Source organism: Shewanella psychropiezotolerans (genome assembly GCF_007197555.1).
In the GTDB taxonomy this organism is placed as follows: domain Bacteria; phylum Pseudomonadota; class Gammaproteobacteria; order Enterobacterales; family Shewanellaceae; genus Shewanella; species Shewanella psychropiezotolerans.
Genome location: NZ_CP041614.1, coordinates 4,064,438 through 4,087,402, shown reverse-complemented (window position 1 = coordinate 4,087,402; position 22,965 = coordinate 4,064,438). Strand labels below are relative to the sequence as shown.

The 22,965-nt window shown below is 47.2% G+C and carries 20 protein-coding genes, 1 pseudogene and 1 other annotated feature; of the genes and pseudogenes, 9 read left to right on the top strand and 12 right to left on the bottom strand.

Features of this window, described 5'->3' with window-relative positions; genetic code table 11:
* The first annotated feature begins 122 nt into the window (after positions 1-122).
* Positions 123-1,214 carry an AraC family transcriptional regulator gene (locus FM037_RS18150; RefSeq protein ID WP_144047138.1) on the top strand — a complete coding sequence of 364 codons (1,092 nt, stop codon included), beginning with the start codon at positions 123-125 and terminating at the stop codon, positions 1,212-1,214.
* A gap of 30 nt (positions 1,215-1,244) precedes the next feature.
* Here FM037_RS18150 and FM037_RS18145 read toward each other — a convergent pair whose 3' ends face one another.
* The 5 genes and pseudogenes from FM037_RS18145 to FM037_RS18125 all read right to left on the bottom strand — a co-directional run bounded on the left by FM037_RS18145 (position 1,245) and on the right by FM037_RS18125 (position 5,795).
* A complete protein-coding gene (locus tag FM037_RS18145; RefSeq protein WP_144047137.1) occupies positions 1,245-2,975 on the bottom strand; it encodes an AMP-binding protein in 1,731 nt (576 codons plus the stop codon).
* A 341-nt stretch (positions 2,976-3,316) separates the two neighbouring features.
* Positions 3,317-4,123 (bottom strand): exodeoxyribonuclease III, encoded by an 807-nt coding sequence (xthA, locus tag FM037_RS18140; protein ID WP_144047136.1) that lies wholly within the window; start codon positions 4,121-4,123, stop codon positions 3,317-3,319.
* Between the two features lie 28 nt (positions 4,124-4,151).
* A pseudogene (locus FM037_RS18135) lies at positions 4,152-4,450 on the bottom strand (YciI family protein).
* Between the two features lie 72 nt (positions 4,451-4,522).
* Positions 4,523-5,074, bottom strand: coding sequence for a septation protein A (locus FM037_RS18130; RefSeq protein WP_144047135.1), 552 nt, complete (start codon positions 5,072-5,074; stop codon positions 4,523-4,525).
* 355 nt (positions 5,075-5,429) lie between these two features.
* Positions 5,430-5,795, bottom strand: a complete 366-nt coding sequence (locus tag FM037_RS18125; RefSeq protein ID WP_144047134.1) for a hypothetical protein — start codon at positions 5,793-5,795, stop codon at positions 5,430-5,432.
* Positions 5,796-6,050: 255 nt separating this feature from the next.
* On the opposite strand from FM037_RS18125, the gene FM037_RS18120 reads away from it, so the two are divergent.
* Together FM037_RS18120 and FM037_RS18115 are read left to right on the top strand one after the other, a co-directional pair.
* Positions 6,051-8,120, top strand: coding sequence for an alpha/beta hydrolase family protein (locus FM037_RS18120; RefSeq protein ID WP_144047133.1), 2,070 nt, complete (start codon positions 6,051-6,053; stop codon positions 8,118-8,120).
* Positions 8,121-8,716: 596 nt separating this feature from the next.
* A complete protein-coding gene (locus tag FM037_RS18115) occupies positions 8,717-9,028 on the top strand; it encodes a DUF3592 domain-containing protein (RefSeq protein WP_144047132.1) in 312 nt (103 codons plus the stop codon).
* A 104-nt stretch (positions 9,029-9,132) separates the two neighbouring features.
* On the opposite strand, the gene trpA is transcribed toward FM037_RS18115, so the two are convergent.
* The 6 genes from trpA to FM037_RS18085 form a co-directional block, all read right to left on the bottom strand.
* A complete protein-coding gene (trpA, locus tag FM037_RS18110) occupies positions 9,133-9,951 on the bottom strand; it encodes a tryptophan synthase subunit alpha (RefSeq protein ID WP_144047131.1) in 819 nt (272 codons plus the stop codon).
* Positions 9,938-11,164 carry a tryptophan synthase subunit beta gene (gene trpB, locus FM037_RS18105; RefSeq protein ID WP_144047130.1) on the bottom strand — a complete coding sequence of 409 codons (1,227 nt, stop codon included), beginning with the start codon at positions 11,162-11,164 and terminating at the stop codon, positions 9,938-9,940. The genes trpA and trpB overlap by 14 nt, the downstream gene beginning before the upstream one ends.
* A gap of 106 nt (positions 11,165-11,270) precedes the next feature.
* Positions 11,271-12,761, bottom strand: a complete 1,491-nt coding sequence (gene trpCF / locus FM037_RS18100; protein WP_144047129.1) for a bifunctional indole-3-glycerol-phosphate synthase TrpC/phosphoribosylanthranilate isomerase TrpF — start codon at positions 12,759-12,761, stop codon at positions 11,271-11,273.
* Positions 12,762-12,771: 10 nt separating this feature from the next.
* Positions 12,772-13,827: an anthranilate phosphoribosyltransferase gene (gene trpD / locus FM037_RS18095; protein WP_144047128.1), complete on the bottom strand. Its 1,056-nt coding sequence runs from the start codon at positions 13,825-13,827 to the stop codon at positions 12,772-12,774.
* Positions 13,824-14,441, bottom strand: a complete 618-nt coding sequence (locus tag FM037_RS18090) for an aminodeoxychorismate/anthranilate synthase component II (protein WP_144047127.1) — start codon at positions 14,439-14,441, stop codon at positions 13,824-13,826. The genes trpD and FM037_RS18090 overlap by 4 nt, the downstream gene beginning before the upstream one ends.
* Positions 14,438-15,994 carry an anthranilate synthase component 1 gene (locus FM037_RS18085; RefSeq protein ID WP_144047126.1) on the bottom strand — a complete coding sequence of 519 codons (1,557 nt, stop codon included), beginning with the start codon at positions 15,992-15,994 and terminating at the stop codon, positions 14,438-14,440. Before FM037_RS18085 ends, FM037_RS18090 begins: the two co-directional genes overlap by 4 nt.
* Before the next feature lie 92 nt (positions 15,995-16,086).
* Positions 16,087-16,195, bottom strand: a sequence feature (Trp leader region).
* 299 nt (positions 16,196-16,494) lie between these two features.
* On the opposite strand from FM037_RS18085, the gene rnm reads away from it, so the two are divergent.
* The 6 genes from rnm (at position 16,495) to FM037_RS18055 (ending at position 22,033) form a co-directional block, all read left to right on the top strand.
* Positions 16,495-17,370, top strand: a complete 876-nt coding sequence (gene rnm, locus FM037_RS18080; protein WP_144047125.1) for an RNase RNM — start codon at positions 16,495-16,497, stop codon at positions 17,368-17,370.
* Between the two features lie 100 nt (positions 17,371-17,470).
* Positions 17,471-18,091 carry an L-threonylcarbamoyladenylate synthase gene (locus FM037_RS18075; protein ID WP_144047124.1) on the top strand — a complete coding sequence of 207 codons (621 nt, stop codon included), beginning with the start codon at positions 17,471-17,473 and terminating at the stop codon, positions 18,089-18,091.
* 242 nt (positions 18,092-18,333) lie between these two features.
* Entirely contained in the window at positions 18,334-19,122 is a 789-nt protein-coding gene (locus FM037_RS18070) for a segregation and condensation protein A (RefSeq protein ID WP_144047123.1), read from the top strand.
* 27 nt (positions 19,123-19,149) lie between these two features.
* Complete coding sequence (scpB, locus tag FM037_RS18065) at positions 19,150-19,776, top strand: SMC-Scp complex subunit ScpB (RefSeq protein WP_144049031.1); 627 nt, start codon at positions 19,150-19,152, stop codon at positions 19,774-19,776.
* Positions 19,769-20,635, top strand: coding sequence for a 23S rRNA pseudouridine(2605) synthase RluB (gene rluB / locus FM037_RS18060; protein WP_144047122.1), 867 nt, complete (start codon positions 19,769-19,771; stop codon positions 20,633-20,635). Before scpB ends, rluB begins: the two co-directional genes overlap by 8 nt.
* Positions 20,636-21,115: 480 nt before the next feature.
* The gene (locus tag FM037_RS18055) at positions 21,116-22,033 is read left to right on the top strand and encodes a beta propeller repeat protein (RefSeq protein ID WP_144049030.1); all 918 of its coding nucleotides are present in this window, start codon (positions 21,116-21,118) and stop codon (positions 22,031-22,033) included.
* A gap of 52 nt (positions 22,034-22,085) precedes the next feature.
* Here the strand turns inward: FM037_RS18055 and FM037_RS18050 are convergent, their stop codons facing one another.
* The gene (locus FM037_RS18050; RefSeq protein WP_144047121.1) at positions 22,086-22,823 is read right to left on the bottom strand and encodes a YciK family oxidoreductase; all 738 of its coding nucleotides are present in this window, start codon (positions 22,821-22,823) and stop codon (positions 22,086-22,088) included.
* Between the last annotated feature and the right edge of the window lie 142 nt (positions 22,824-22,965).

Genomic DNA, 22,965 nt, shown 5'->3' with positions numbered 1-22,965 from the left:
TCCCTTTTATTATTTATTCTTGGTTAAAGATAGAGCGAATGATAGGATTGGCCAATGACTAAAGATTACAAATTAATGACTGTTGTTTGCATTATGAAAGGTTTTTTACATGGTGAACGAGTATGAAGCTAGGTGACATTTCGGTTTCTTATATTGAGATCATGCTCAAGGCGATGGAGCACCTTAAGGTTGAGTGCGATGAAATATTGGATAAATATTCTATTGATTCAATCTCTTTAGCATCTCCCGATGCCAGGGTGAGTATTCCTAAATTTATGCGTCTGGGTCATGACTGTATACAAGCCTGTGAATTACCTTGGCTTGGGCTGGTTATGGGAGAGGTCACCACGGCGACCAATTTAGGGATTGCAGGCTTATTGGCGCTTAGCGCCCAAGATCTCAGGCAAGCCTGCCATCAGATAGCCACCTTTGAGCTCCTCAATAAATATAACTCCAGAGGTCAATCGCAATTTTTTGTGAGTCAGGCGTTTGGCATGGAGCAGGATAAGTATCTGGCGCTGAGTCGAGAGTATGGTGTTGCGCAAGGCCAAGGGGTGTTGATGTTTTATTCCATCAAGCCCTATAACGATTATAACTATTTCGTGGTCGATTCCGTCTTGTCTGGTTGGTGCCAGATAATTCAAGATTTGAGCGGCAGAGAGGATGGGATTGAGAAAGTCTGCTTCGAGTTTCCTGCTCCGGTTTATGCAGACAAATACCATGAGCTGTTTAATTGTCCGGTACTGTTTGAACAAGCGAGCAACTATATCGTTATCAAAGCCGAAGCATTAGCTTGGTCTTGCATCAATCGAAGTGCGCCAACTTTTGAGTTACTCAGAAGAGGCGCAGATGAAGAGCTGGAAAAAGTGCGTTTGGGATTGAGTTTTCATGAGAAGGTCAGCCGTGTCATTGGCCCTCTGCTAGACGGGAGTACACCGACACTGGAACAAGTCTCGGAGCAGCTGAACATGGCTCCCTGGACCGTCAGGCGCAAACTGGTGGAGGAGGGCGGCAGCTTTCAACAAACCTTGAATGATACTCGCCGTACCTTAGCCATAAGTTATGTACAGGATACGGCGTTAACCTTAGGTGAAATCGCTTACCTGCTAGGTTTTGGCTCACCTACTGCTTTTCAGCGAGCCTTTAAACGTTGGACGGGCGAAGCGCCTGGGCGCTTCAGAACGGCAAATATAAGTCCAAATAAAGAGAAATAGAAGATAGATACGGCTATAGAAACAGACACCCTAAGCGCTCTGTTTGCTCGCTTCCTCTGTTGCTCTATTGTCATCTTTTAGTTTGCGCCGAAGAATTTTTCCCACAGGCGACATGGGCAGTTCACTCCTGAATTCAAATTGACGAGGGATTTTATAACCAGTGAGCTTGTTCTTGCAGAACGCTCTGATCTCTTCTCCTGTCAGTGAGGCATTGTCTTGTATGACAACATAGAGCTTAACCGCCTCACCGGTTTTAGTATCTTCAACACCGATAGCGGCGCAGTTAACCACATCAGGGTGAGTCGCTACCACGCCTTCTATCTCATTGGGAAAGACGTTAAAGCCAGAAACTATGATCATGTCTTTGACCCGGTCGACTATGCTGACGAAACCATCTTCATCGATAATGGCGATATCACCGGTGAGCAGCCATTGCCCGTCTTGAGTGAATGACTCTCGGGTGGCCTTAGGGCGATTCCAGTAGCCTTTCATCACCTGAGGACCTTTGACGCAGAGCTCACCGCGCTCGCCAATAGGTACTTCTTCGCCGAGAGCATTAATACACTTGAGCGCCGTGTGTTGCAGCGCTTGACCCACGGTGCCTAATCGCTCTAAACCATTAATTGGATTCATACATACGGCGGGTGAACATTCGGTCAGGCCATAAGCCTCGGAGATACCAACGCCGGTGAGCGCTTTCCAGCGCTTGGCGGTATCGTCCATCAGCGCTGTGCCACCGGACAGGGTGAATTTCATTTCACTAAAATCGATTTGTTTGAAACTCGGACTTTCCATCAAGGAAACGAAAAGGGTGTTCAGCCCCATCAGGCCATTTATTTTAAAAGGTTTCATCGCCTTGATGAAGGTTTCGGTATCTCTTGGGTTAGCGATAAGTATGCTGTGCTGACCCAGTCTGAAAAATGCCATTAGATGCACAGTAAAAGAGTAGATATGGTACAGGGGCAAAGGAGCGACCATGATCGCTTGTCCATCATCCAGCATAGGCGCGCCGTGTTCATCATGCTGATGTGTCACTACGCCGGCTTGGAGCATATTTGCGATGATGTTGGTATTAGTGAGCTCGGCGCTCTTGGCGACACCTGTAGTGCCTCCTGTGTACTGTAGGACTATGGTGTCGTCTGGTTTATCGAGATGGGCAGGGGTAAATCCCTTGCCTAAATGCTGTTTCAGGACTTTCCTGAATGATACTGCCTGAGGAAGGTGGTAATTGGGGACCATCTTCTTGATGTGTTTGACGGTGGAGTTGATCAATACGCGTTTCACTGGGGGCAGCATATCGGCAAGGCTGGTGGTGATGATCAATTCGAGACTCGTTTCTGTCTGAATGTTCTCAACCGACTTGGCGAAGATATCCATACACAGAAGGGCTTTTGCGCCTGAATCATTAAACTGATGAATCATCTCAGGTTCGGTATACAAGGGATTGGTATTGACGATACGCAGTCCCGCCCGTAATGCACCAAACACGGCGATGGGGTATTGCAGGGTATTGAGCATCTGAATGGCGATAGCATCACCCGGGACGAGTGATGTTTGGTTTTGCAGGTAATGGGCAAACGCGGCGCTGTAATGGTTAATCTCTTGATAACTGAGAGTGTGCCCCAAACTGGTAAATGCCGGATTATCTGCGTATTTGGTAAAGGCTTCTTCGATGGCTTCAATAGCCGAGCCGTATTGTTCTAAGTCTATGGAATCAGAGATCCCCGGGGCGCGTTTACCATTCCAAAACGATGCTTCCATACTTGCCTCAATGCTTGTTCGCGTTCCTGTTTTCTAGTGAGACTAGTTAACACTTCGCGTATTTTAGTTTTTATTAGCGATTATTTAGCCGCTGCCTCTCGACTATTACTTACTTTTTAGAGAATGATAAGTGAACGATAGTGACTAAAGATGACAAACTAGTATCCCTAGGTTGCAAACTCAGCTATTGCTGAGCAAAAACTCTATTACTGTTCAATTGTTAATGGCGAATGGTGAGATATCAAGTGCGGGTTATGAGGGAACAAAAAGCCCATTGCAGCGTAGACTAGCAATGGGCCTTTAAATTTTATAAGTCGGCTCGTCCAGAGCTACCGATAGAGTTAGCTAAACGAACTCCAGATCGGGGCGTGATCCGATGGTTTCTCTATAGCGCGAAGATCGTAATCCACATCTGATTCGACCAGACGTTCATTGAGTGACTTAGTCGCCAGTACCACATCGATGCGCAGGCCACGGTTATCCAAAAAACCCTTGCTACGGTAATCGAACCAGGAGTAACGCTCAGTGCGATCCGAGTGAAGCTCGCGGAAGGTATCGAGTAATCCCCAATCCATCAGAGTCTTCAGCCATTCACGTTCTTCAGGCTGGAAGCTACACTTACCGGTTCTTAGCCAACGTTTAGCGTTTGGCTCGCCTATGCCTATGTCAAGATCCACTGGTGAGATGTTGATGTCACCTATAATTGCGATATCTTCATCTGGCGTGTGGTGCTCGTTCAGGTAAGTCATCAGGTCTTTATAGAACTGACGCTTGGCCGGATACTTAGTCTCGTGGCTGATGTTGTCACCCTGAGGAAAGTAGCCATTGAGCACAGTCAACGGACGGCCATTTTCTTGGGTGAAGCTTGCCATGATCATACGGCGCTGAGCATCTTCGCTATCCGTTGGGAAGCCTTTCTGCACCTTGACAGGTTCGAGCTTAGATAACATGGCAACGCCGTAATGGGCCTTGCCACCGTGGTAATGTACCTTGTAACCCATGGCTTCGACATCGGCAGCCGGAAACACATCATCGTGTGCCTTGGTCTCCTGCAGACCTATGATATCAGGCTGGTGGGCGTCTATTAACGCCTGAAGTTGATGCAGTCTGGCACGAATACCATTGATATTGAAAGAAACTATTTTCATCTATTCAGAGTCCTTTACTAAACGTATGTTATGGCAGTACGCGCTTAAATGGCTTAACGATCACCTTGTCATATACGCCGGCGGCAATATAAGGATCCACATCGGCCCAGGCTTGAGCATCTTCTAACGATGGGAAATCGGCAACCACCAGTGAACCGGTAAAGCCCGCTTCCCCGGATTTTCGTTGTCGATAGCTGGATGAGGACCAGCCACTAGCAGACGACCTTCATCGGCCAATTGTTGTAGGCGTGCCAGATGTTCTGGGCGAGCGGCAAGGCGTTTCTCTAAACTGTTTTCAACATCTTGTGATGAGATCATATACCACATGGTTTTAGTTCCTTTTATTAGGCTAGCTAAGCGCCCAGACCTGATGTCTTGTGACTCATTATCAGTGCCGGACTACTTCTTAGTTAACTCTTTCTTATGCTCTTCAGGCATGTGTTTGAATAGATAAAATACGGTAATTACGGTGTTCAATAGGGTAAGCGCGGTTAAGCCAAATACCTTGAAATTAACCCAAGTCTCCTGAGACAAACTGAAGGCCACATAAATATTGATAAGGCCGCAGGCGATGAAGAAGGTGACCCAATACCAAGTGACATGGGCCCAAATTCTGTCTTCGACGATTAATTCTTTGCCTAGCATGCTCTTTAGGATCGGTTTGTTGATGAACTGGCTGACTGCGAGAGCGATAGCAAATAGTGCGTAAACGACGGTTACTTTCCATTTGATGAAAGTGTCATCATGAAACACTAAGGTGAGGGTACCGAAAAAGGTGACCATCACGAAGGTGACCAGATGCATTTTCTCTATCTTCTTGTAGAGGGCATAAGTGACTATCAATTGTAGCGCTGTTGCGGCGATCAAGGCACCACTGGCTACATAGATATCGAAGAACTTATAGACAGCAAAAAAGATGACTAGAGGCAGAAAATCGAGCAGTTGTTTCATAGGAATATTATCAAAATGGCTATTCAAAAATGAGAGCCCGAGTGTAACACGAGCGGCGGGTTAAACAAGTAGCATTGGCGGCTTGGCCTAGCTGGAATAAAGCATAGATGATGTACATGAAATAAGGCTGAAGTCGGTAATATCTATTGCATCTAAGGTGATTTTTAACACCATCAAGCGGTTCCCTGCTTCCTCATTGAGTGGGTGCATTAGGTCTTGATGAAGAGTTAGCCTTAGATGACGCTGTGAAGTGAGTTGCAGCTAGCTATTTGCTGCTAGTCAAAGTGCGCCAACTCTTAGGCAAGTTGGAAAAAGGTATCGATTAAATAATCAGATGACAGCCAAGAGGCTTGAGCTACTCAAATAAAAAACGTTTGAGGTCTGTTATTTTTATCTCTCTTAGTATCATTACAGCAAAATAGACTATATAGCTGCCAATCACCAGGGAGAACATGAGTGATGATGTCTGTTTTTGCTGCAGGTAATAGCCCAACATAGTGCCAAAGTAAGCAAGCATCAATAAGTTAATTTTCGACCCATCCTTAAATACCGGATGTTTGGAGGCGATATCTTTAGTGATACGAACTTGACCAAGCCAGCCAGAGAGTTTGAAGGTTATTTCTCGAATGTCACCACTGCTGTCTTTCCTCGTAGAGTAATTCGTATGGTCAAAGCCATTTTTCTCTTGATACTGCTCAAGCTTTTTTATTATGGTTTCCATTTGTAACATCCTGTCACTACTCATCTCATCCAGCTGAAATTCTGCTGCAAACTGTATTTTTCTCTTTAAGTCTCTCGCTTTTCAGGCTCAATTCATAGTGAAAGTTTATAAGGTTAATGCTCATTGAGGTTTGTTTCCGTTTTACTGTCAATGAATCTATAATGCTGCGCCAATGCAATGCGAGAGCAGCAAAATAACAATAACAATAACAATAACAATAACAACATAATTATTAGATTGGAGTTTTTACAAAATATGAAGAGACAGTTGAATGCAGTTAAACATGCTATTGCTTTATCTCTTGGCCTGTTTAGCTTTACTGCGAGCGCTAGTGATACCTTAACTGCAGAAGAGGTGATCGGCTTACAACAAGTCGCTCAGGCGCAAGTTAGCCCATCGGGTGATAATGTTGCCTTTACCCGTTATGTTCCCCGTGGGCTTTACAAAGAAGAGAATGGCCTGCACTGGGCTGAGCTTTATCTCGTCGATGACAAAGGCGTCGAGCGTCCTTATATCACGGGCCAAGTGACGGTGAATAACATTCAGTGGTCTGCCGATGGTAGCTTGATCTATTTCCTTGCCAAGATGGGCGAAGATAAGCACACCTCGCTGTACCAAATTCCCTTTAACGGTGGTCAGGCGCAAAAGACCTTAGGGCTGAAAGAGACGGATCTTGCTAGCTATGCCTTAAGTAATGACGGTAAGCAGATCGCCATCATTGCCAAGCCTGCTAAAGATAAAAGTGTTAAAGATCTTAAAAAACTCGGTTTTATGGCCGAAGTTTACGAAGAGAATCTTGAGAACAAGCAGCTGTTCGTCATCGATCTGGCGATGAGCGATAAACCACTCACGCCAGTTGCCTGGAACATCGAAGATTACGTCTCGGATGTGCAGTGGTCAGCTAATGACTCGCAGCTGTTAGTGAAAACTCAGCCAACGGCCTTGATCGATGATAAGTACATGAAGTCACAGTGGCATATCGTCAATGTGGCGAGCCAAAAGATGGTTACCTCATTTATTACTCAAGGTAAGTTAGGTGGTGCCGAGTTTTCTCATGATGGTCAGTATGTCGCCATTCTAGGTGCAGAAGATATGCACGACCCAGCTGCTGGCCGACTATATCTTGCGGAAACTAAAACTGGCAAGATCAGTGAGTGGCTGCCAAATCACTTAGGCCATGTGAGTGATTTTGAGTGGAAAAATGATAAAAATGAACTCTATTTTATCACTAATATCGATACCGACTCTGTGCTTGGCTTAATCAAGCCTGGCAGCAATGATTACAAGGTGGTGGTTAAAGCGGGTAAGTTTATCGCTTCACAGCTGAGCATCTCAGATTCTGACAAGACCATTGCACTAAGAGCTAATACGGCACAGCATCCGAACGAAGTCTACATGCTCAGAGGCAGTAAGCTTAAGGCGACGCGCTTGAGTAACTCAAATACCTGGCTCGATGACAAGCGTCTCGGTAAACAAGAATCTATCTCCTTCAAGGCCAAAGATGGCGTCGAGATCGCGGGTGTACTTATCTACCCACTCGACTATAAAAAGGGTCAACGTTATCCGCTTGTCATGTCCGTTCACGGCGGCCCTGAAAGCCATGATAAAGACGGTTGGTTGACTAATTACTCACGTCCTGGTCAGCTGGGTGCGACTCAAGGGTACGCCGTCTTCTATCCGAACTACCGTGGTAGCACAGGTAAGGGGGTCGATTATTCTAAGCTTGGTCAGAATGATTATGCGGGTAAAGAGTTCGATGACTTGGTCGAGTTTAAAGATCACCTTGTCGATATGGGTTTAGTCGATAGCAAAAAGGTCGGTATTACCGGTGGTTCATACGGTGGTTATGCCTCGGCTTGGGCGGCGACTAAACTGACTAAGCATTTCGCTGCCAGCGTGATGTTTGTCGGTGTGACCAACCAGCTATCTAAGTTTGGTACGACCGACATCTCAAACGAGATGCATCTGGTTCATGCACGCTCTTACCCTTGGGATAAGTGGCAGTGGTACCTGGAACGCAGCCCAATCTACTGGGCGGGTCAGTCTGAAACGCCACTGCTTATTATGCATGGTAAGGATGACCCTAGGGTTCACCCGGCTCAGTCCATGGAGCTATACCGCTACATGAAAGTGCAGGGCAAGGTTGTACGTCTGGTGTATTACCCGGGTGAAGGCCATGGTAACCGCAAGGCTGCCGCTCAGTACGATTATCACCTGCGCCTAATGCGTTGGATGGACCATTACCTGAAGAATGACGGTAAAGAGATGCCAGCGAATGAGCTAGATCATAAAGCTAATCTCGAGGCTGTTAAGAAGGACGCTTAATACCATTCCATATAAGTATCTGGTCAGTTCAGAGGCTCTCAGTTTTTTCAATTCAAGGCGCATTGATGAGGAAATGGTTATTCCCTTTTAAGTCAATGCAACACAGAAGTGGAAACACTGAGAGCCTCACGCAGTGCGGGTTTCAAAGCCCTTTATGCTACGTTGAATGTTCTCGATATACGACTGCATGGATGCAGGAGGTAGAGCAACGCAGGAGCTTGTTGCCGAGAATAACTATTAGCTTCAAACATTCGCCTTGCCTACAGTGCTTTGAACTCCCGCTGAATGATCAGATACTTACTCGGAATGGTATAATTCAGTCATTTCTTACCGCTAACAAATAAAAACGCCTGAGCATGTTCGGGCGTTTTTATTTGTCGTTATTACATTCTTAAATAGATTGGGATGACTAATCTCAACTATATGGTTTAGTTTTCTACATAGACATACATAAGAACAGATTTCAGTTAACAAATCAGTATCAAGTTTGCTAAAATATTAGGGGGTTCAATTCGTTGTAATATAAAGGGATTTATGAAAAATATTCTTGTGCTTTTTTCGCCATTATTTTTGGTGTGGTCTTGATAAAAGCTTGTATGCGCGGTCAGGAGGTTTCTAAATGGCCGTCTGTTGAGGGGCATGTCACATCATCTGAAATTATTAAAAAGGTTGAGCAAAAGACTAAAACACAAAATGATAGAAAAGTTAGGTATACCGAGACTAAATACGTTTTAAAATTAACTTATGAGTATGAAGTCAATGGCACGCCTTATTCTGGAAGAGACTCATCGTTTGGTGAAAGTTCAAGCTTGAGCGCTAAGCAAAAACAGCAACGTTATCCGGATGGAAAATCGGTAAACGTTAAGTTTGACCCAGAAAATCCTTACGATAGCGTAGTAAAAATATAGTTGTTGGAGTTGTGTACCAGTAAATAAGAACGCCAACTCACAGAGTTGGCGTTCTGGTGTTTATTGATTTAATACCGATAGGTATAAGTCCTACAGTTTCAGCCTTAGGTTGCGGCCTTCATATTGCGGGTAAATTCACCAAGCTTAGCTAACAATGCAGTTTCATCATCTTTATTGGCTGCAATGATCTTCACTATTGCCGACCCAGAAATGACGCCAGCAGCGCCTGCTTCAATAGCTTCTTTTACTTGCGCCGGCTCTGCAATACCGAATCCTAGCAGTGGCGGCGCACCGTTAAATTCTTTGAGGCGAGATAAGATCTCACCGATTGGCATACCCGCTTTCGATTCTGTACCTGTGACGCCGGCGCGTGAAAGTAAGTAAGTGTAGCCTTCGCCTTTCTCACTCACCATCTTTAGTGTGTCACTATCGGCATTGGGTGGCGCGATAAAGATAGGCGCGACATCATGAGCCTTGGCCGAAGCGATAAAGGGCTCGGCTTCCTCTACCGGCACATCGGCGATAAGTACCGAGTCCACGCCAGCAGCTTGGGCCTTAGCGTAGAAGGTATCGATACTCTTGGTATAAACCAAGTTAGCATAGAGCAAGAGGCCGATGGGCAGATCTGGGTATTTGGAGCGAATTGCGGTGAGCATCTCAAAACACTGAGTCGGGGTAGTGCCAGCGGCGAGTGAGCGCAGGTTAGCGGCTTGGATGACCGGGCCATCTGCCAGTGGATCAGAGAAGGGGAAACCCAGCTCAAGGGCATCGGCGCCATTTTCGACTAAACAGTCGATGATCTTCAGTGATAATTCAGGGCTTGGATCGCCTAAGGTCACGAATGGCACAAACGCGCCCTGATTTTTTTCTTTCAATGCGGCAAATACTGCCTGGTAACGGCCTGCTTGTTTAGATTCGGTCATCGCCGCTCTCCTTATCTGCTGTTAGTTGCGCTTTTTCTCGCTCTTCCAGAATATCAGCGACGGTGAAGATATCTTTATCACCTCGGCCCGATAGGTTTACCACTAATATGGTTTCCTTGGTGGCTTTTTCTGCCAGCTTGAGTGCATACGCTATGGCGTGTGATGACTCCAGCGCCGGGATAATCCCTTCACAACGAGCCAGTAACTGGAAGGCGTCCAGCGCCTCATCATCGGTTGCCGACTCGTAAGTAGCGCGGCCAGTAGCGGCAAGGTGAGCATGCTGTGGACCTACAGATGGGAAGTCGAGCCCCGCCGAGATAGAATAAGATTCCTGAATCTGCCCTTCGCTGTCTTGCATCAAGGGCGCTTTCATGCCGAAGAAAATGCCTGTCTTGCCGTGTTTAAGTGGCGCGCCATGCATGGGAGTATGGAGGCCAAGACCCGCAGGTTCGACACCGATAAGTTGTACACTTTCTTCGTCGATGAAGTCGGCGAACATGCCGATGGCGTTCGAGCCGCCACCGACACAGGCGATAACCGCGTCGGGCAGACGACCTTCACGTTCAAACAGCTGCTTCTTGGTCTCTTCGCCGATCATGCGTTGAAATTCACGCACGATAGTGGGAAAGGGATGTGGACCGGCAGCCGTGCCCAGCAGATAGTGGGCCTTTTCATAGCTACCTGACCAGTCGCGCATGGCTTCGTTACAGGCATCTTTAAGAGTGGATGAGCCTGAGGTGACCGGAATCACTTCCGCGCCCATCAACTTCATTCTAAAGACGTTAGGAGATTGGCGTTCTATGTCTTTAGCACCCATGTATACCTTACATTTAAGGCCTAATAGGGCGCAGGCGAGAGCGGTTGCTACGCCGTGCTGACCCGCGCCAGTTTCGGCGATGATCTCTTTTTTACCCATGCGCTTGGCAAGCAGGGCCTGACCCAAAACCTGGTTGGTCTTGTGGGCACCGCCGTGAAGTAGGTCTTCGCGCTTAAGGTAGATTTTTACCAGAGGATTGGGACTCAGGTTGCGGGTCAAGGTTAGCGCCGTCGGGCGACCGGCATAGTTTTTCAAAAGATCGCTGAATTCGGCTTGAAAGGCTTCATCTTCTTGCGCTTCAATAAACGCCGCTTCGAGCTGTTTCAGTGCCGGCACCAATATCTGTGGTACGTACATACCGCCATATTCGCCGAAGTAGGGGTCGAGTTTGGTCATAGTGTTATTCCTTAAATAGATCTGCTGCGCATCTCTATTAATGCCACTGCGTGGCGTAAATTAACTGTGGTTAAAGGCTTAGAGCCTTTTATCAATATTATGATGTTTAGTACTGTCTAAGAGCTGCAAAGGTTGATTGGATCAGTTGATGATCTTTCTGCCCCGGTGCGCTCTCTAAGCCTGAATTGAAATCCAGGCCGTAAAATCCTTGTTTGCTCGCGTCACTGGCATTGTCTGCATCTAAGCCGCCGGCGAGCATGGCGTCTTGTTTGTTAGGCAGAGACTGTTGCCAGTCGAAGCTAAGGCCGGTGCCACCAAATTGTTCGCCTTTTTCTTTGCTGCGCTTGCTGTCGAACAAAATGCGATCGGCATTAGTTGGCATCGATAATTCGGCATTAGCTTCGCTTATATCGACTGCGACATTAACCGCCACGGCTTTCCAGATCTGTGCCTTGCTGCCCGCGGCTGCTAAGGCGCTACGCACTTGGGCGATATCATACTCAGATTCACTGCCGTGAAGTTGAACCGCAAAAAGCTCGAGGGACGACACGAGTTCGGCGATAACCTTGGCTGACTCGTTAACAAAGACGCCGACAAAATTGAGCTGCTTACCCGAAGCTCGATGAGCCGCGAGCAGAGACTTAGCCTTGTCTGGCGTGATATGGCGAGGTGACTTTTCGGCGAAGATGAGTCCGCCATAGATGGCGCCTGCATCGGCGACGGCGTTTGCATCTTCAACCGATGTCAGGCCGCAGACTTTGTTGTGGCCGAGTGTGAGTGTACGACAAGCGAGATCTAAGTCATCAGCTGCCATCAATGAGCTGCCGACCAGGAAGCCATCGACCAGTGGACTCAGGCGGCGAACTTGCGCCTGATTGTAGATCCCTGATTCGCTGATCACCACGCGATCCGCCGGGATACGAGGTGCGAGCTTTTCCGTCGTGGCCAAGTCGGTAGATAAGTCTCGCAGGTTGCGGTTATTGATGCCGATGATGTTGGCATCGAGTGCAATGGCGCGCTCAAGTTCGGCTTCATTACTCACTTCTGTGAGTATGTCGAGCTGGTACTTGGCAGCTTCACAGGCTAGCGCACGATATTTGTCATCATCGAGCACAGATAGCATCAATAGAATGGCATCCGCGCCTTGGTGAGCGGCGAGCTTAACTTGATAGCTATCGACGAAGAAGTCTTTACAGAGAATAGGCTGCTTAACCCGGGCACGAACCTTAGGGATATAGTCCATGTCGCCCTGAAAAAACTGCTCGTCGGTGAGCACTGAGATCCCGGCGGCATAGTTATTGTAGACATCGGCAATGGCTTCGACATCGAAATCCGCGCGGATAAGGCCCTTGGATGGACTGGCTTTCTTGCACTCGAAGATGAAACCGGCATTTGGCGCGCGTAATGCTTTGAACAAGCTGCGATCTGATATTTGGGGCTTTAGGCTAGCTTCCGGGAAACGCAGTTTCAGTGCATCCATATGTGCAGCCTTAGTATCGACGATTCTGGTCAATACATTACTGGTTTCTGAAGGACTCTGCTGGCTGTCGCTGTTTTCTCTAACATTTGTTTTAATATCTGCTATTGAACTGCTCACGCTATTACTCCTAATTCTGTTTTTGATCTGGCTTTGCCGCTGCACTGGCGCTGGCAAGCTGCTCGAGTAAGTTGTAGGCCTTGCCACTGGCAAGGGTCTCGAGTGCTAAGGCTGTGCCCGATTTGACTGAGTCACACATGCCTGAGATGTAAAGCGCACAACCTGCGTTGGCCGCAACTGCGTGACTGTGGGCGGTTTGACCTTGCCCTTGTAAGATAGCGCGAGTGAATTTTGCATTCTGCTCGGGTGTGCCACCTTCGAGATCGTTAAGCTCGGCTGGGGTTATGCCTAACTCATCCGGGGTGAGCTGATATTGCTTTATTTCGCCGTCAACTAGCTCACAGACTAAGGTGTTACCGTGAATGGCCACTTCGTCCAGACCACTGCCATGGACCACCATGGCGCGCTTCATTCCTAGTACCTTCAATACCTCGGCGATGGGCTTAACCAGTTCACTGCTGTATACGCCGAGCAAGATGAAATCAGGATGAGATGGATTGATAAGTGGACCAAGTACATTAAACAGGGTGCGGGTCTTCAGTGCTTGGCGCACAGGTACCGCGTGACGCACTCCACCATGGTAATGAGGCGCGAACAAGAAGCAAAGGCCGAATTCATCGAGACAATCTCGTGCGGTTTCCGGCGCCATTGTCAAGTCGATACCGAACTGGGCAAGCAGATCCGATGACCCGGATTTGCTCGAGACACTACGATTACCATGCTTGGCCACCTTGGCGCCCGCTGCTGCGGCTACGAAGGCTGCGGTAGTGGAGATATTGATAGTGTTGTGGCCATCGCCGCCGGTACCGACAATGTCGACTATGCCTTGAGCGCGTGTCGCATCACTCGGGGAAGGAAATGGTTTCGCCGCTGCGCGCAGAGCATCTGCTGCACCCGAAATTTCATCGATAGTCTCGCCGCGCATCTTCATGGCGATAAGCATACCGGCCATGGCGACTTGGCTCATCTCACCTTGAATTATGGCGCCAACCAAAGACTTTGCCTCGGCACGCGTTGCACTTTGGCCGGCATAGAGCTTATCTAACAGAGGTTGAAGCTGGCTCATTGTGCATCTCCTGTCATTGTTGAGGCTCTGGTACCTTCATCGGTTAAGTAGCTCAGGGTTTGCGTGAGCAGTTGGCTGCCGAGCGTGGTTAAAATCGATTCCGGATGAAATTGAAAACCTACCGCCTTATGGCTCTTATGGGAGATAGCCATGGGCATCTCTTCGGTTGTGGCTATCACCTCGAGGCAATCGGGCACTCGGGTTGCCACTAAACTGTGATAACGGGCTACAGGCAGCGGCGAGGGCAGACCAGAAAAAATACCGACTCCTTCGTGGAAGGTCGGGCTGGCTTTGCCGTGAACCACCTGGGGAGCACGCTCTATTTTTCCGCCGTAGTGCTCAACCATGGCTTGATGACCGAGACAAATGCCCAGCATAGGCACCTTACCGGCAAGTTTGGCGATAAGCGCCATCAGGCAGCCCGCTTCATGGGGGGCGCCGGGGCCGGGCGAGAGTACCAGGGCCGCCTTGTCTGCTTCGTTTAGCAGTTTTTCTGCGATGAAGTCTGCGCTGAGATCGTTACGATAGATAACCACCTCGAAACCTAAGCTTCTGAATTGATCCACCAGGTTGTAGGTGAACGAATCGAAATTGTCTAACAGGTAAATTTTCATAGTCCGCCTCCAATTTTTATTGCACTTATCACGGCCTGCGCCTTTTGACGGGTCTCGTCGGCTTCGGACTGTGGATCTGAGTCAAATACGACGCCAGCCCCGGCCTGGATATGGGCGATGCCCTCTTTAACGAAGGCTGAGCGGATGACGATACAGGTATCCATGTCGCCAAGGCCATTGAGGTAACCAGCCGCGCCGCCATAGCTGCCGCGTCGGGTTTGCTCGACACCGCGAATGAGTTGCGATGCGCTCACCTTAGGTGCGCCGGTCAATGTGCCCATGTTCATACAGGCCTGGTAGGCGTGCAGGGCATCGAGATCGGTACGTAGTTGGCCTGTGACGCGACTGACTAAGTGCATGACATGGGAGTATCTGTCGACTTTCAATAATTCAGGGATCTTGCGGGTGCCGCTTTGGCTGATACGCGCCACATCATTACGGGCCAAGTCGACCAACATCAAGTGTTCAGATAACTCTTTCTTATCTAGTCTAAGTTCTAGCTCTATACGGCTATCTAGATCGGCATCTATCTGGCCATCGGCTGTCTTACCCCGTTGACGGGTGCCGGCAATGGGATAAATCTCCACCTGATTGGACTGGGTCTCATATTTAAGTGCGCTCTCAGGTGATGCACCAAACAGGGTGAAATCATCGCCCCTGAAATAGAACATATAAGGGCTAGGGTTCGTCAGGCGCAGGGCGCGGTAAGCCCCGAGTGTGTTGGGACATGGCAAGCTGAAACTGCGTGATGGTACCACCTGAAAGATATCACCGGCCACAATATGAGACTTAAGCGCGTTGACCGTGTCTTTAAACGTCTCATCGGAGATATCCACCGAGACTTGTGCGGTAACCGGGATGAGTTCGGCTGCGGACGCGACCCGTTCAATTTGTGCCTTGACTGAATCGACGCGTTTGGTGAGTACCTTGGCATATTCACCCTTGAGCGCCGGCTCTGATATAAAGTTATGGGTGACGATATTGGCGGTTTCTTGCTGACGGTCGACTGTGATAAGGGTTTCGGCCAGATAAAACAGATAGTCCGGGCAAGTGTTAGCACCATAGGGCACCTGGGGCAGAGGCTCGACGGTATCGATAAGATCGTAGGCCAGTACGCCACCTAAGAAGAGATCTTCAAATGCTGGACTCGTCCCGCAATCAATCTCCTTTACTAAGGCGCGCAGACCATCTAAGGGAGAAGTGGATTTGAGTCTGGTATCTTCATCTAGCTGCGCGGTTTGTTTTGCTAATGTCAGCTTAAGTATATTTTTTTCTAAGTTTGAACTGGCACCCTGAAAGAAAGTTTGAATCGGTGACAGCAGAGATTGGCCATTGTCGGTCAAGGCGGTGAAGGTCAGTTGATAACCTTCACAACGTATCATCAGGGCGGCATCGGTGAGGATCAGGCTCTTAATATTATCCTTGCTCTCAATTTCTGCAGATTCAAGCAACATGGTGTGAGGCGCATCTTGGGTGAGATGCTGATATAAACTTAAAGGATCATCCGGGTAGGAGATCTGCTCCTTACTCGTGGTGACTTGAGCTAGTTTCATCTGTTGTCTCTCTTCTCTATTCAATTCTTTATATAAGCGTTTAAATATCAGCTTGTTTCTAATCGGTTATTTTACTTTATTCAAAATCGGGTACAAAAAAGCCCGCATCTTGTGCGGGCTTCTTGTTGAATCTAGTCTCTTTTACATGAGCACAGAATTTCACACCACCCGCTAAGTTGGGAAGTGCCACCACCAATTGATGTTTTGTGCTTGAAAAAGTGTCTTCATCTGGAAATTGTTTCCGTTGTTAGAGTGAGAACATGTAAAAGTTAAATGCCATCAGTTATTAGATAAAAGTGCATTCGATGACTATATAAAAGCATTAGCGAGTCAATGATGTCAATTGAATATTTCTATATTTGACCTTATCTGACCAGAAGAGGGTAAATATGGTTTTTTTAGCGCTTAAATCATGAAAATTTAACAAGAGTTTTCTAGGCTATTTAACTCTTATTTATGTTTATTCCCCTTTTGCTAACAAACTCAAGTAGAATAAGCCCATGACAGATGAAATATTATTAATCGATCTCCATAGCCACACAAACGCTTCAGATGGTCAACTCAGTCCCTCCGAGCTAATTGAACGAGCGATTGGAAATGGTGTGCAGATGTTTGCGATCACCGACCACGATACCACCGCAGGATTAGCCGAAGCTCACGCCTATAATCAAAATCATGAGTCCCCCTTAACCTTAGTCAATGGTGTCGAAATCTCGACGCGCTGGCATAACCACGATATTCATATCGTGGGCCTCAATGTAAGTCTACAAGATGAAGGGTTCGAAGCTTTTCTGGCAAACCAGAGAGAGCTGCGTGAACTAAGAGCAAAAGAGATAGGCATAAGGTTAGCTAAAGCTGGCATTGAAGGGGCCTACGAAGGGGCGAAAGCTCTGGCTGGAGACGCCGCATTGAGTCGAGGGCATTATGCCCGTTGGCTTGCCAATAATGAATATGCTACCAGCATGGCAAATGTATTTAAGAAATATCTGGCTCGTGGTAAAACGGGCTATGTGCCTAATAACTGGTCAGATATGGCTACGGCTATCGAGAAGATACATCAGGCTGGCGGTGTCGCAATTTTGGCTCATCCCAGTGGCTATAAGCTGTCGGCTAAATGGGTGAAACGTCTGGTGCGGGAATTTAAAGAGGCCGGCGGTGATGCCATGGAAGTGGTTGGAAGTCGCCAGACCATAGAAGACCGTAATAATTTAATCGCATTAAGCCTGCAAAATGAGCTAGCCGCATCTCTTGGCAGTGATTTTCATTTTCCAGGCAGCTTTATTGAGCTTGGCAAGAGTATGTTTCAGCCCAAAGGCGTTAATTGGGTGTGGCAGATGGATCGTTGGAATGGTGAGCGAATCGTTTCTCAAGTATAAGCTCCTTTGGCACCGGCGGTTGCGAAAACTTGTTTGAGAGCGTTCCCCAGAACCAGCCGAGCTAAAACCCCACAGATTTGAAGTATTGGAAATAGAGTATATGAGTCAGTTTTTTTACGTACACGAAGAAAATCCCCAACCGCGTTTGATTAACCAGGCTGTCAATGCCCTTAAGAATGGCGGAGTCATAGTTTACCCAACAGATTCGGGCTATGCCCTTGGTTGCATGCTGGGTGACAAAGATGCCATGAGCCGTATGGCGCGCATTCGTCAGATTGATAACGATCATAATTTCTCCCTCATGTGTCGCGATCAGTCTGAGTTGTCGGCCTATGCCAAGGTTGATAATCAGGCATATCGAGTGCTTAAACATCATACGCCAGGACCTTACACCTTTATTTTTAAGGCCAGTAAAGAGGTGCCCAAGCGTCTGCAGAATCCTAAAAAGAAGACGATTGGTATCCGAGTGCCGGATAATGTCATCGCGCTAGCCCTGCTTGAAGCCTTGGATGAGCCTTTGATGTCGACCAGTTTGATTCTACCTGGTGAAGAGTTTACCGAGTCAGATCCTGAGCATATTCGCGATATTTTGGAGCATCAGGTCGATGCGATCATACATGGCGGCTACCTAGGTGAGAAGCCGACGACAGTGATCGACATGTCTGATGGTGATATGGAAGTTATCCGTGAAGGCGCCGGAGATATCAGCCCCTTTATCTAGCGCTAATCCCCTCAGCCGACGCCCGTTATGGTTATGGGCGTGTCACTCTCGTCATATCTGCAAGCCATATCGGCTAATTATCTGTGCAACTCATGGTGAACAAGGTATAATCGCGCGCTGGTTTGTTTGCTCGCCTTTATTTAAGGGCTCAATGAGCCTCCGAGGGTTTGTTTTATACGGTTGTGACTGGCTATAAACAAGAATATAATCAAGTATTAGAGTAGTTTAAGCTGAGGATCGCGATGCAAGGGACTCAAAAGATTTTGCCCTTGGCCATTGTCAGAGGCGAGCCGATAAAACAGCTTCCCGCCGATCTTTTTATTCCGCCAGAAGCACTGGAAGTGTTTCTTGAGTCGTTTGAAGGCCCGCTAGATTTACTCTTATATCTGATCCGTAAGCAGAAACTCGATGTTGTAGAGCTGCCAATATGGCCTGTGACTAAGCAGTATCTTGAGTATATTGAACTACTGCAAGGCGCACGAGTCGAGCTTGCCGCAGATTATTTAGTCATGGCGGCCACCCTTGCCGAGATTAAGTCTCGTTTGTTATTGCCTAGACCTGTGACCGAAGATGAAGAGGAGGAAGATCCTCGTGCTCGGCTAATACGTCAGCTTAAGGCCTATGAGGTGATTAGAGAGGCGCAGCAGCAACTCGATAATTTACCCAGACTCGAGAGAGATGTGTTTCAGGCGAAGGTCACACCGGCAGCGGATATCAAGCCTGTGCTAGTACCACCTCAAGTGTCCCTGACTGAGATAGCCTTGGCATTTGGTGCTGTCATGAAACGAATCGAGGCGACAGAGCATCACCATGTCAGGCGTGAAGTCTTGTCGACGCGAGAACGAATGACACAGATTTTGGCCAAGCTCGATGGTGAGGAATACTTGCCATTTGAAGCACTTTTTGATGCCAAAGAGGGGCGCAGTGGTGTGGTAGTCAGTTTTTTAGCCTTGATGGAACTGGTTAAAGAGTTATTGGTCGAGCTTGTGCAGAGTGACCCATTTTCAACCATACATGTTAGGGCGTATTGATTGTCTAGCCAGAAGAAGCAGCCAAAACTGCAGATAAATCCCGACCAACTTAAGCAGTTGATTGAGGCGAGCCTGTTTGTTTTAGGAAAAACGGTCAGCATAAAGAGCCTAAAAGAGACTGTGCTAGTGAGCTTTAGTGTCACTCGGGTTAAGATCAAAGCTGCGATAGAAGAGTTACAACAAGATTATCAGGGGCGAGGTGTTGAGCTAGTCAGCGTCGCCGGCGGCTATCGATTTCAAACTATCGAGGCCTTAAGTCCTTATCTTCAGCCCTTATGGCAGGAGAAGGCACCAAAATATTCACGGGCAACCTTAGAAACCTTGGCCGTAATTGCATACCGTCAACCTGTGACTCGAGGTGATATCGAGTTTGTCAGGGGCGTAGCAGTCAGTAGTCACACCATAAAAAGTTTGACTGACAGACAATGGATTAAAACGGTGGGGCATAAAGAAGTACCGGGTAGACCGGCGCTGTATGCGACTACCACCGATTTTTTAGCCTATTTTGGCTTAGAACGTCTAGCGGACTTACCGCCGCTAACCGATACTGAGTCCTTAGAGGCCCTCTTTTCAAATGTGAATTCAAGTGCGGATTCAAATGAAGAGACAGGGTCTGAAAATACATTAAACACAGAAGAGTCTACTAATGAGTGAAAAGTTGCAGAAAGTCTTGGCCCGTGCAGGCCATGGCTCCCGTCGTGAGATGGAGGCATGGATTGCTGCAGGTCGAATTAGTATAGATGGTGAGATAGCAAGTCTTGGTGATCGCATCGAAGCCGATGTAAAGATCCGTATCGATGGTCGAGCCGTTTCGATTAAATCTGAAGAAGATCTTATCTGTCGAGTGATTGCCTATCATAAGCCTGAGGGCGAGATTTGTAGTCGCAAAGACCCGGAAGGTCGTCCTACGGTGTTCGAGCGTTTGCCAAAGACACGTGATTCACGTTGGGTTGCTGTCGGTCGTCTCGATATCAACACCTCTGGTCTATTGCTGTTTACCTCCGATGGTGAGCTGGCAAACCGCTTGATGCATCCATCTAATGAAGTCGAACGTGAGTACGCAGTACGTACCTTCGGCGAAGTCAGTGATGCCTGTATTCAACGCTTGAGAACGGGCGTTACCTTAGAAGATGGCCCGGCGAGTTTCGATAAAGTGAAAGCGGCTGGCGGTGAAGGCATGAACAAGTGGTGGCATGTATCGCTTGCCGAAGGCCGTAACCGTGAAGTTCGCCGTTTATGGGAATCTCAAGAAGTACAGGTGAGTCGTCTTATCCGTATTCGTTACGGCATGATTGAGCTGCCTAAGTCACTGCCTCGTGGTGGTTGGGTTGAGCTGACCATGGAGCAGGTTAATTACCTGAGAAAAACGGCTGGCTTGAAGGAAGAGACTCGTACTGTCCTAGGTACCGATAAGCACAGTGTCGCTCGCTCGAAAGTGAAGGGCTCTAAGATCCGTCGTGCAGTGCGTAAGCATAAAGCGGTAGCAAGTAAGCCAGCACGTAAAAGAACCTAGTTAAAAATGGTTAAATAAGTTACTAGATTACTAGGATTTAGTGCCTAGGAACCTATCTAGTATGAATGAGAAAAGGCTGCTGATGCAGCCTTTTTTGTGTCAGGAACACTTATGAAATATTTCCAGGGACGGTAAAAATATTGCTTTGTGTCTGGCTCTCTCTAATAAAAAGTCTTATGCAATATTTCCATGGGCCCTTGATGTTCCTGACATCAATTGGGTATTCCCTACGTCCTTGTAGAACAAGGATAAAATATTGCTTTGCGTCCGACTCTCTGCAATAAAAAGTCTTATGCAATATTTCTATGGGCCCATGATGTTCCCGATATCAACAGGGCACTTCTTACAGACCTAATAGCTTAAGGTTTAAACCGTTTCCCACACCTGAACCATTACTGTTTTAGACTTGCTGTCTTCGCGTTAACTTATTAGATTATATACTTTCTAAGTAGGATTTAAGATTTTGTGTGGAGCTAAATGATGGAACTAATATCGGTTGAGAAAGTTTGGGATAAGGCGCAACACAACGCTTTTACCGATCTGACATGCTTTAATAATGATCTCTATATGGTATTTCGTGAAGGAGTTGACCATGTGTCAGCTGAGGGGAAACTGCGTTTATTACGTTCTGATGATGGAGGAAAGGCCTGGGTTTCTGCTGGACTTTTTGAGCTTAATAAAAGAGATTTACGTGATGGCAAACTCGCTGTATTTAACGATGAGTTGCTCGTATTTGGGGCTGGTCCAATAAGGGAGCCCGAGCCCAAAGCGCTCAGATCTTATGTTTGGCGTAGCTCTGACGGCAGGCAATGGTCTGCTCCAGTTAAGATTGTTAAAGATAACGAATGGTTATGGCGTATAACTCCATTTCAAAATAGCCTCTACGGCGTGGCGTACTTTCCTCATGAGCAGGACGGTTATGTCGCGCTTTATCAAAGCCTAAATGGCATAGATTACCAAGCTATAGTACCCAAATTAAGCCAAGCAGGTTTTGTTAATGAATCAGGTTTGATTTTCGATAAAGATAATCATGCTCATTGTCTACTCAGACGAGACCCTCTTTTTGGACCAGAACAAAATGCACTACTGGGAATTGCTAAACCGCCATATCAAGATTGGAGTTGGTGTGAACTGGATTCGCGCATAGGTGGGCCTGTTAGTTTCTTGTATAAAGACAGGCACCTTGCTGTGGTTCGATTGTATGATGAAAATGTAAGAACATCTTTAGTTGAAATACATGAAGTGACAGGCGAGATTGAAGAGCTATTGTCATTACCATCCGGAGGTGACACTAGTTATGCAGGTGTGGTGCTTGAAAAGAATATCTTGAAGGTGAGTTATTACTCATCTCATGAAGGAAAAACGGCTATTTATTTTGCGGTGATTAATCTTGAATAAGTTAGCTTCCAGACTCTCAATTTTATGATAAAGAGTCTGGAAGCTTCAGTGATTATTGGGCGTTAAACTGTTGACCATTTTCTTTAGCCGAATCATCACCCATCAGATAAAGATAAGTCGCCATGATATCTTCCGGTTCTTTGAGTGTGCTTGGGTTTTCAGCCGGGTAAGCATTAGCGCGCATTCCGGTGCGAGTCGCACCAGGGTTTATGCTGTTGACTCTCAAGCTTGAACCTTCATATTCATCGGCAATAGATTGCATCATGCCTTCGGTTGCAAATTTAGAGATGGCGTACTCACCCCAGAATGCGCGGCCCTGACGTCCGACGCCGCTCGAGGTAAACACCAGTGATGCCTTAGGCGCCTTCTTCATGATAGGTAATAGTGCTCTGGTCATCATGATTTCGGCAATGACATTGACCTGCATGACCTCTTTCACCGAATCCATTGAGATGTGTTCAAATGGGCCTAAAACACCTAGCAGACTCGCATTATGCAGGGCACCATCCAGGTGACCAAACTGATCTTCGATAGTCTCAGCCATGTCGACATAGTTTTGCTCGCTAGCCCCTTTTAAGTCCAAAGGAATAATCGCAGGCTTAGGATAACCGGCTTCTATTATTTGGTCATATACGGCTTCTAATTTCTTAACTGTCTTTCCAAGAAGAATAACGGTGGCGCCATGCTTAGCGAAACTGATGGCAGCCGCACGTCCAATCCCGTCGCCAGCGCCTGTTACGAGTATAGTTTTGTTAATAAGTAGATCTTTTGCAGCTTGATATTCCAACATGAGTCAATTTTTCCTGTCGGCGGAAAACCCCGCCACCTCTAGAGTCACTGATGTGATGAACACTTGTTTTAAACAAATGATTAATTATTGTGCGTATATTCATTGGTTGTATGTGACAAAAATGTAGCTAAGTCAATATTTT

What these genes read in the sequence shown, in the direction of transcription:
- FM037_RS18150 (WP_144047138.1), top strand. Translation starts at nt 123, where the DNA reads ATGAAGCTAGGTGACATTTCGGTTTCTTATATTGAGATCATGCTCAAG.
- FM037_RS18145 (WP_144047137.1), bottom strand. Translation starts at nt 2,975, where the DNA reads ATGGAAGCATCGTTTTGGAATGGTAAACGCGCCCCGGGGATCTCTGAT.
- xthA (WP_144047136.1), bottom strand. Translation starts at nt 4,123, where the DNA reads ATGAAAATAGTTTCTTTCAATATCAATGGTATTCGTGCCAGACTGCAT.
- FM037_RS18130 (WP_144047135.1), bottom strand. Translation starts at nt 5,074, where the DNA reads ATGAAACAACTGCTCGATTTTCTGCCTCTAGTCATCTTTTTTGCTGTC.
- FM037_RS18125 (WP_144047134.1), bottom strand. Translation starts at nt 5,795, where the DNA reads ATGGAAACCATAATAAAAAAGCTTGAGCAGTATCAAGAGAAAAATGGC.
- FM037_RS18120 (WP_144047133.1), top strand. Translation starts at nt 6,051, where the DNA reads ATGAAGAGACAGTTGAATGCAGTTAAACATGCTATTGCTTTATCTCTT.
- FM037_RS18115 (WP_144047132.1), top strand. Translation starts at nt 8,717, where the DNA reads ATGCGCGGTCAGGAGGTTTCTAAATGGCCGTCTGTTGAGGGGCATGTC.
- trpA (WP_144047131.1), bottom strand. Translation starts at nt 9,951, where the DNA reads ATGACCGAATCTAAACAAGCAGGCCGTTACCAGGCAGTATTTGCCGCA.
- trpB (WP_144047130.1), bottom strand. Translation starts at nt 11,164, where the DNA reads ATGACCAAACTCGACCCCTACTTCGGCGAATATGGCGGTATGTACGTA.
- trpD (WP_144047128.1), bottom strand. Translation starts at nt 13,827, where the DNA reads ATGAGCCAGCTTCAACCTCTGTTAGATAAGCTCTATGCCGGCCAAAGT.
- FM037_RS18090 (WP_144047127.1), bottom strand. Translation starts at nt 14,441, where the DNA reads ATGAAAATTTACCTGTTAGACAATTTCGATTCGTTCACCTACAACCTG.
- FM037_RS18085 (WP_144047126.1), bottom strand. Translation starts at nt 15,994, where the DNA reads ATGAAACTAGCTCAAGTCACCACGAGTAAGGAGCAGATCTCCTACCCG.
- rnm (WP_144047125.1), top strand. Translation starts at nt 16,495, where the DNA reads ATGACAGATGAAATATTATTAATCGATCTCCATAGCCACACAAACGCT.
- FM037_RS18075 (WP_144047124.1), top strand. Translation starts at nt 17,471, where the DNA reads ATGAGTCAGTTTTTTTACGTACACGAAGAAAATCCCCAACCGCGTTTG.
- FM037_RS18070 (WP_144047123.1), top strand. Translation starts at nt 18,334, where the DNA reads ATGCAAGGGACTCAAAAGATTTTGCCCTTGGCCATTGTCAGAGGCGAG.
- rluB (WP_144047122.1), top strand. Translation starts at nt 19,769, where the DNA reads ATGAGTGAAAAGTTGCAGAAAGTCTTGGCCCGTGCAGGCCATGGCTCC.
- FM037_RS18055 (WP_144049030.1), top strand. Translation starts at nt 21,116, where the DNA reads ATGGAACTAATATCGGTTGAGAAAGTTTGGGATAAGGCGCAACACAAC.
- FM037_RS18050 (WP_144047121.1), bottom strand. Translation starts at nt 22,823, where the DNA reads ATGTTGGAATATCAAGCTGCAAAAGATCTACTTATTAACAAAACTATA.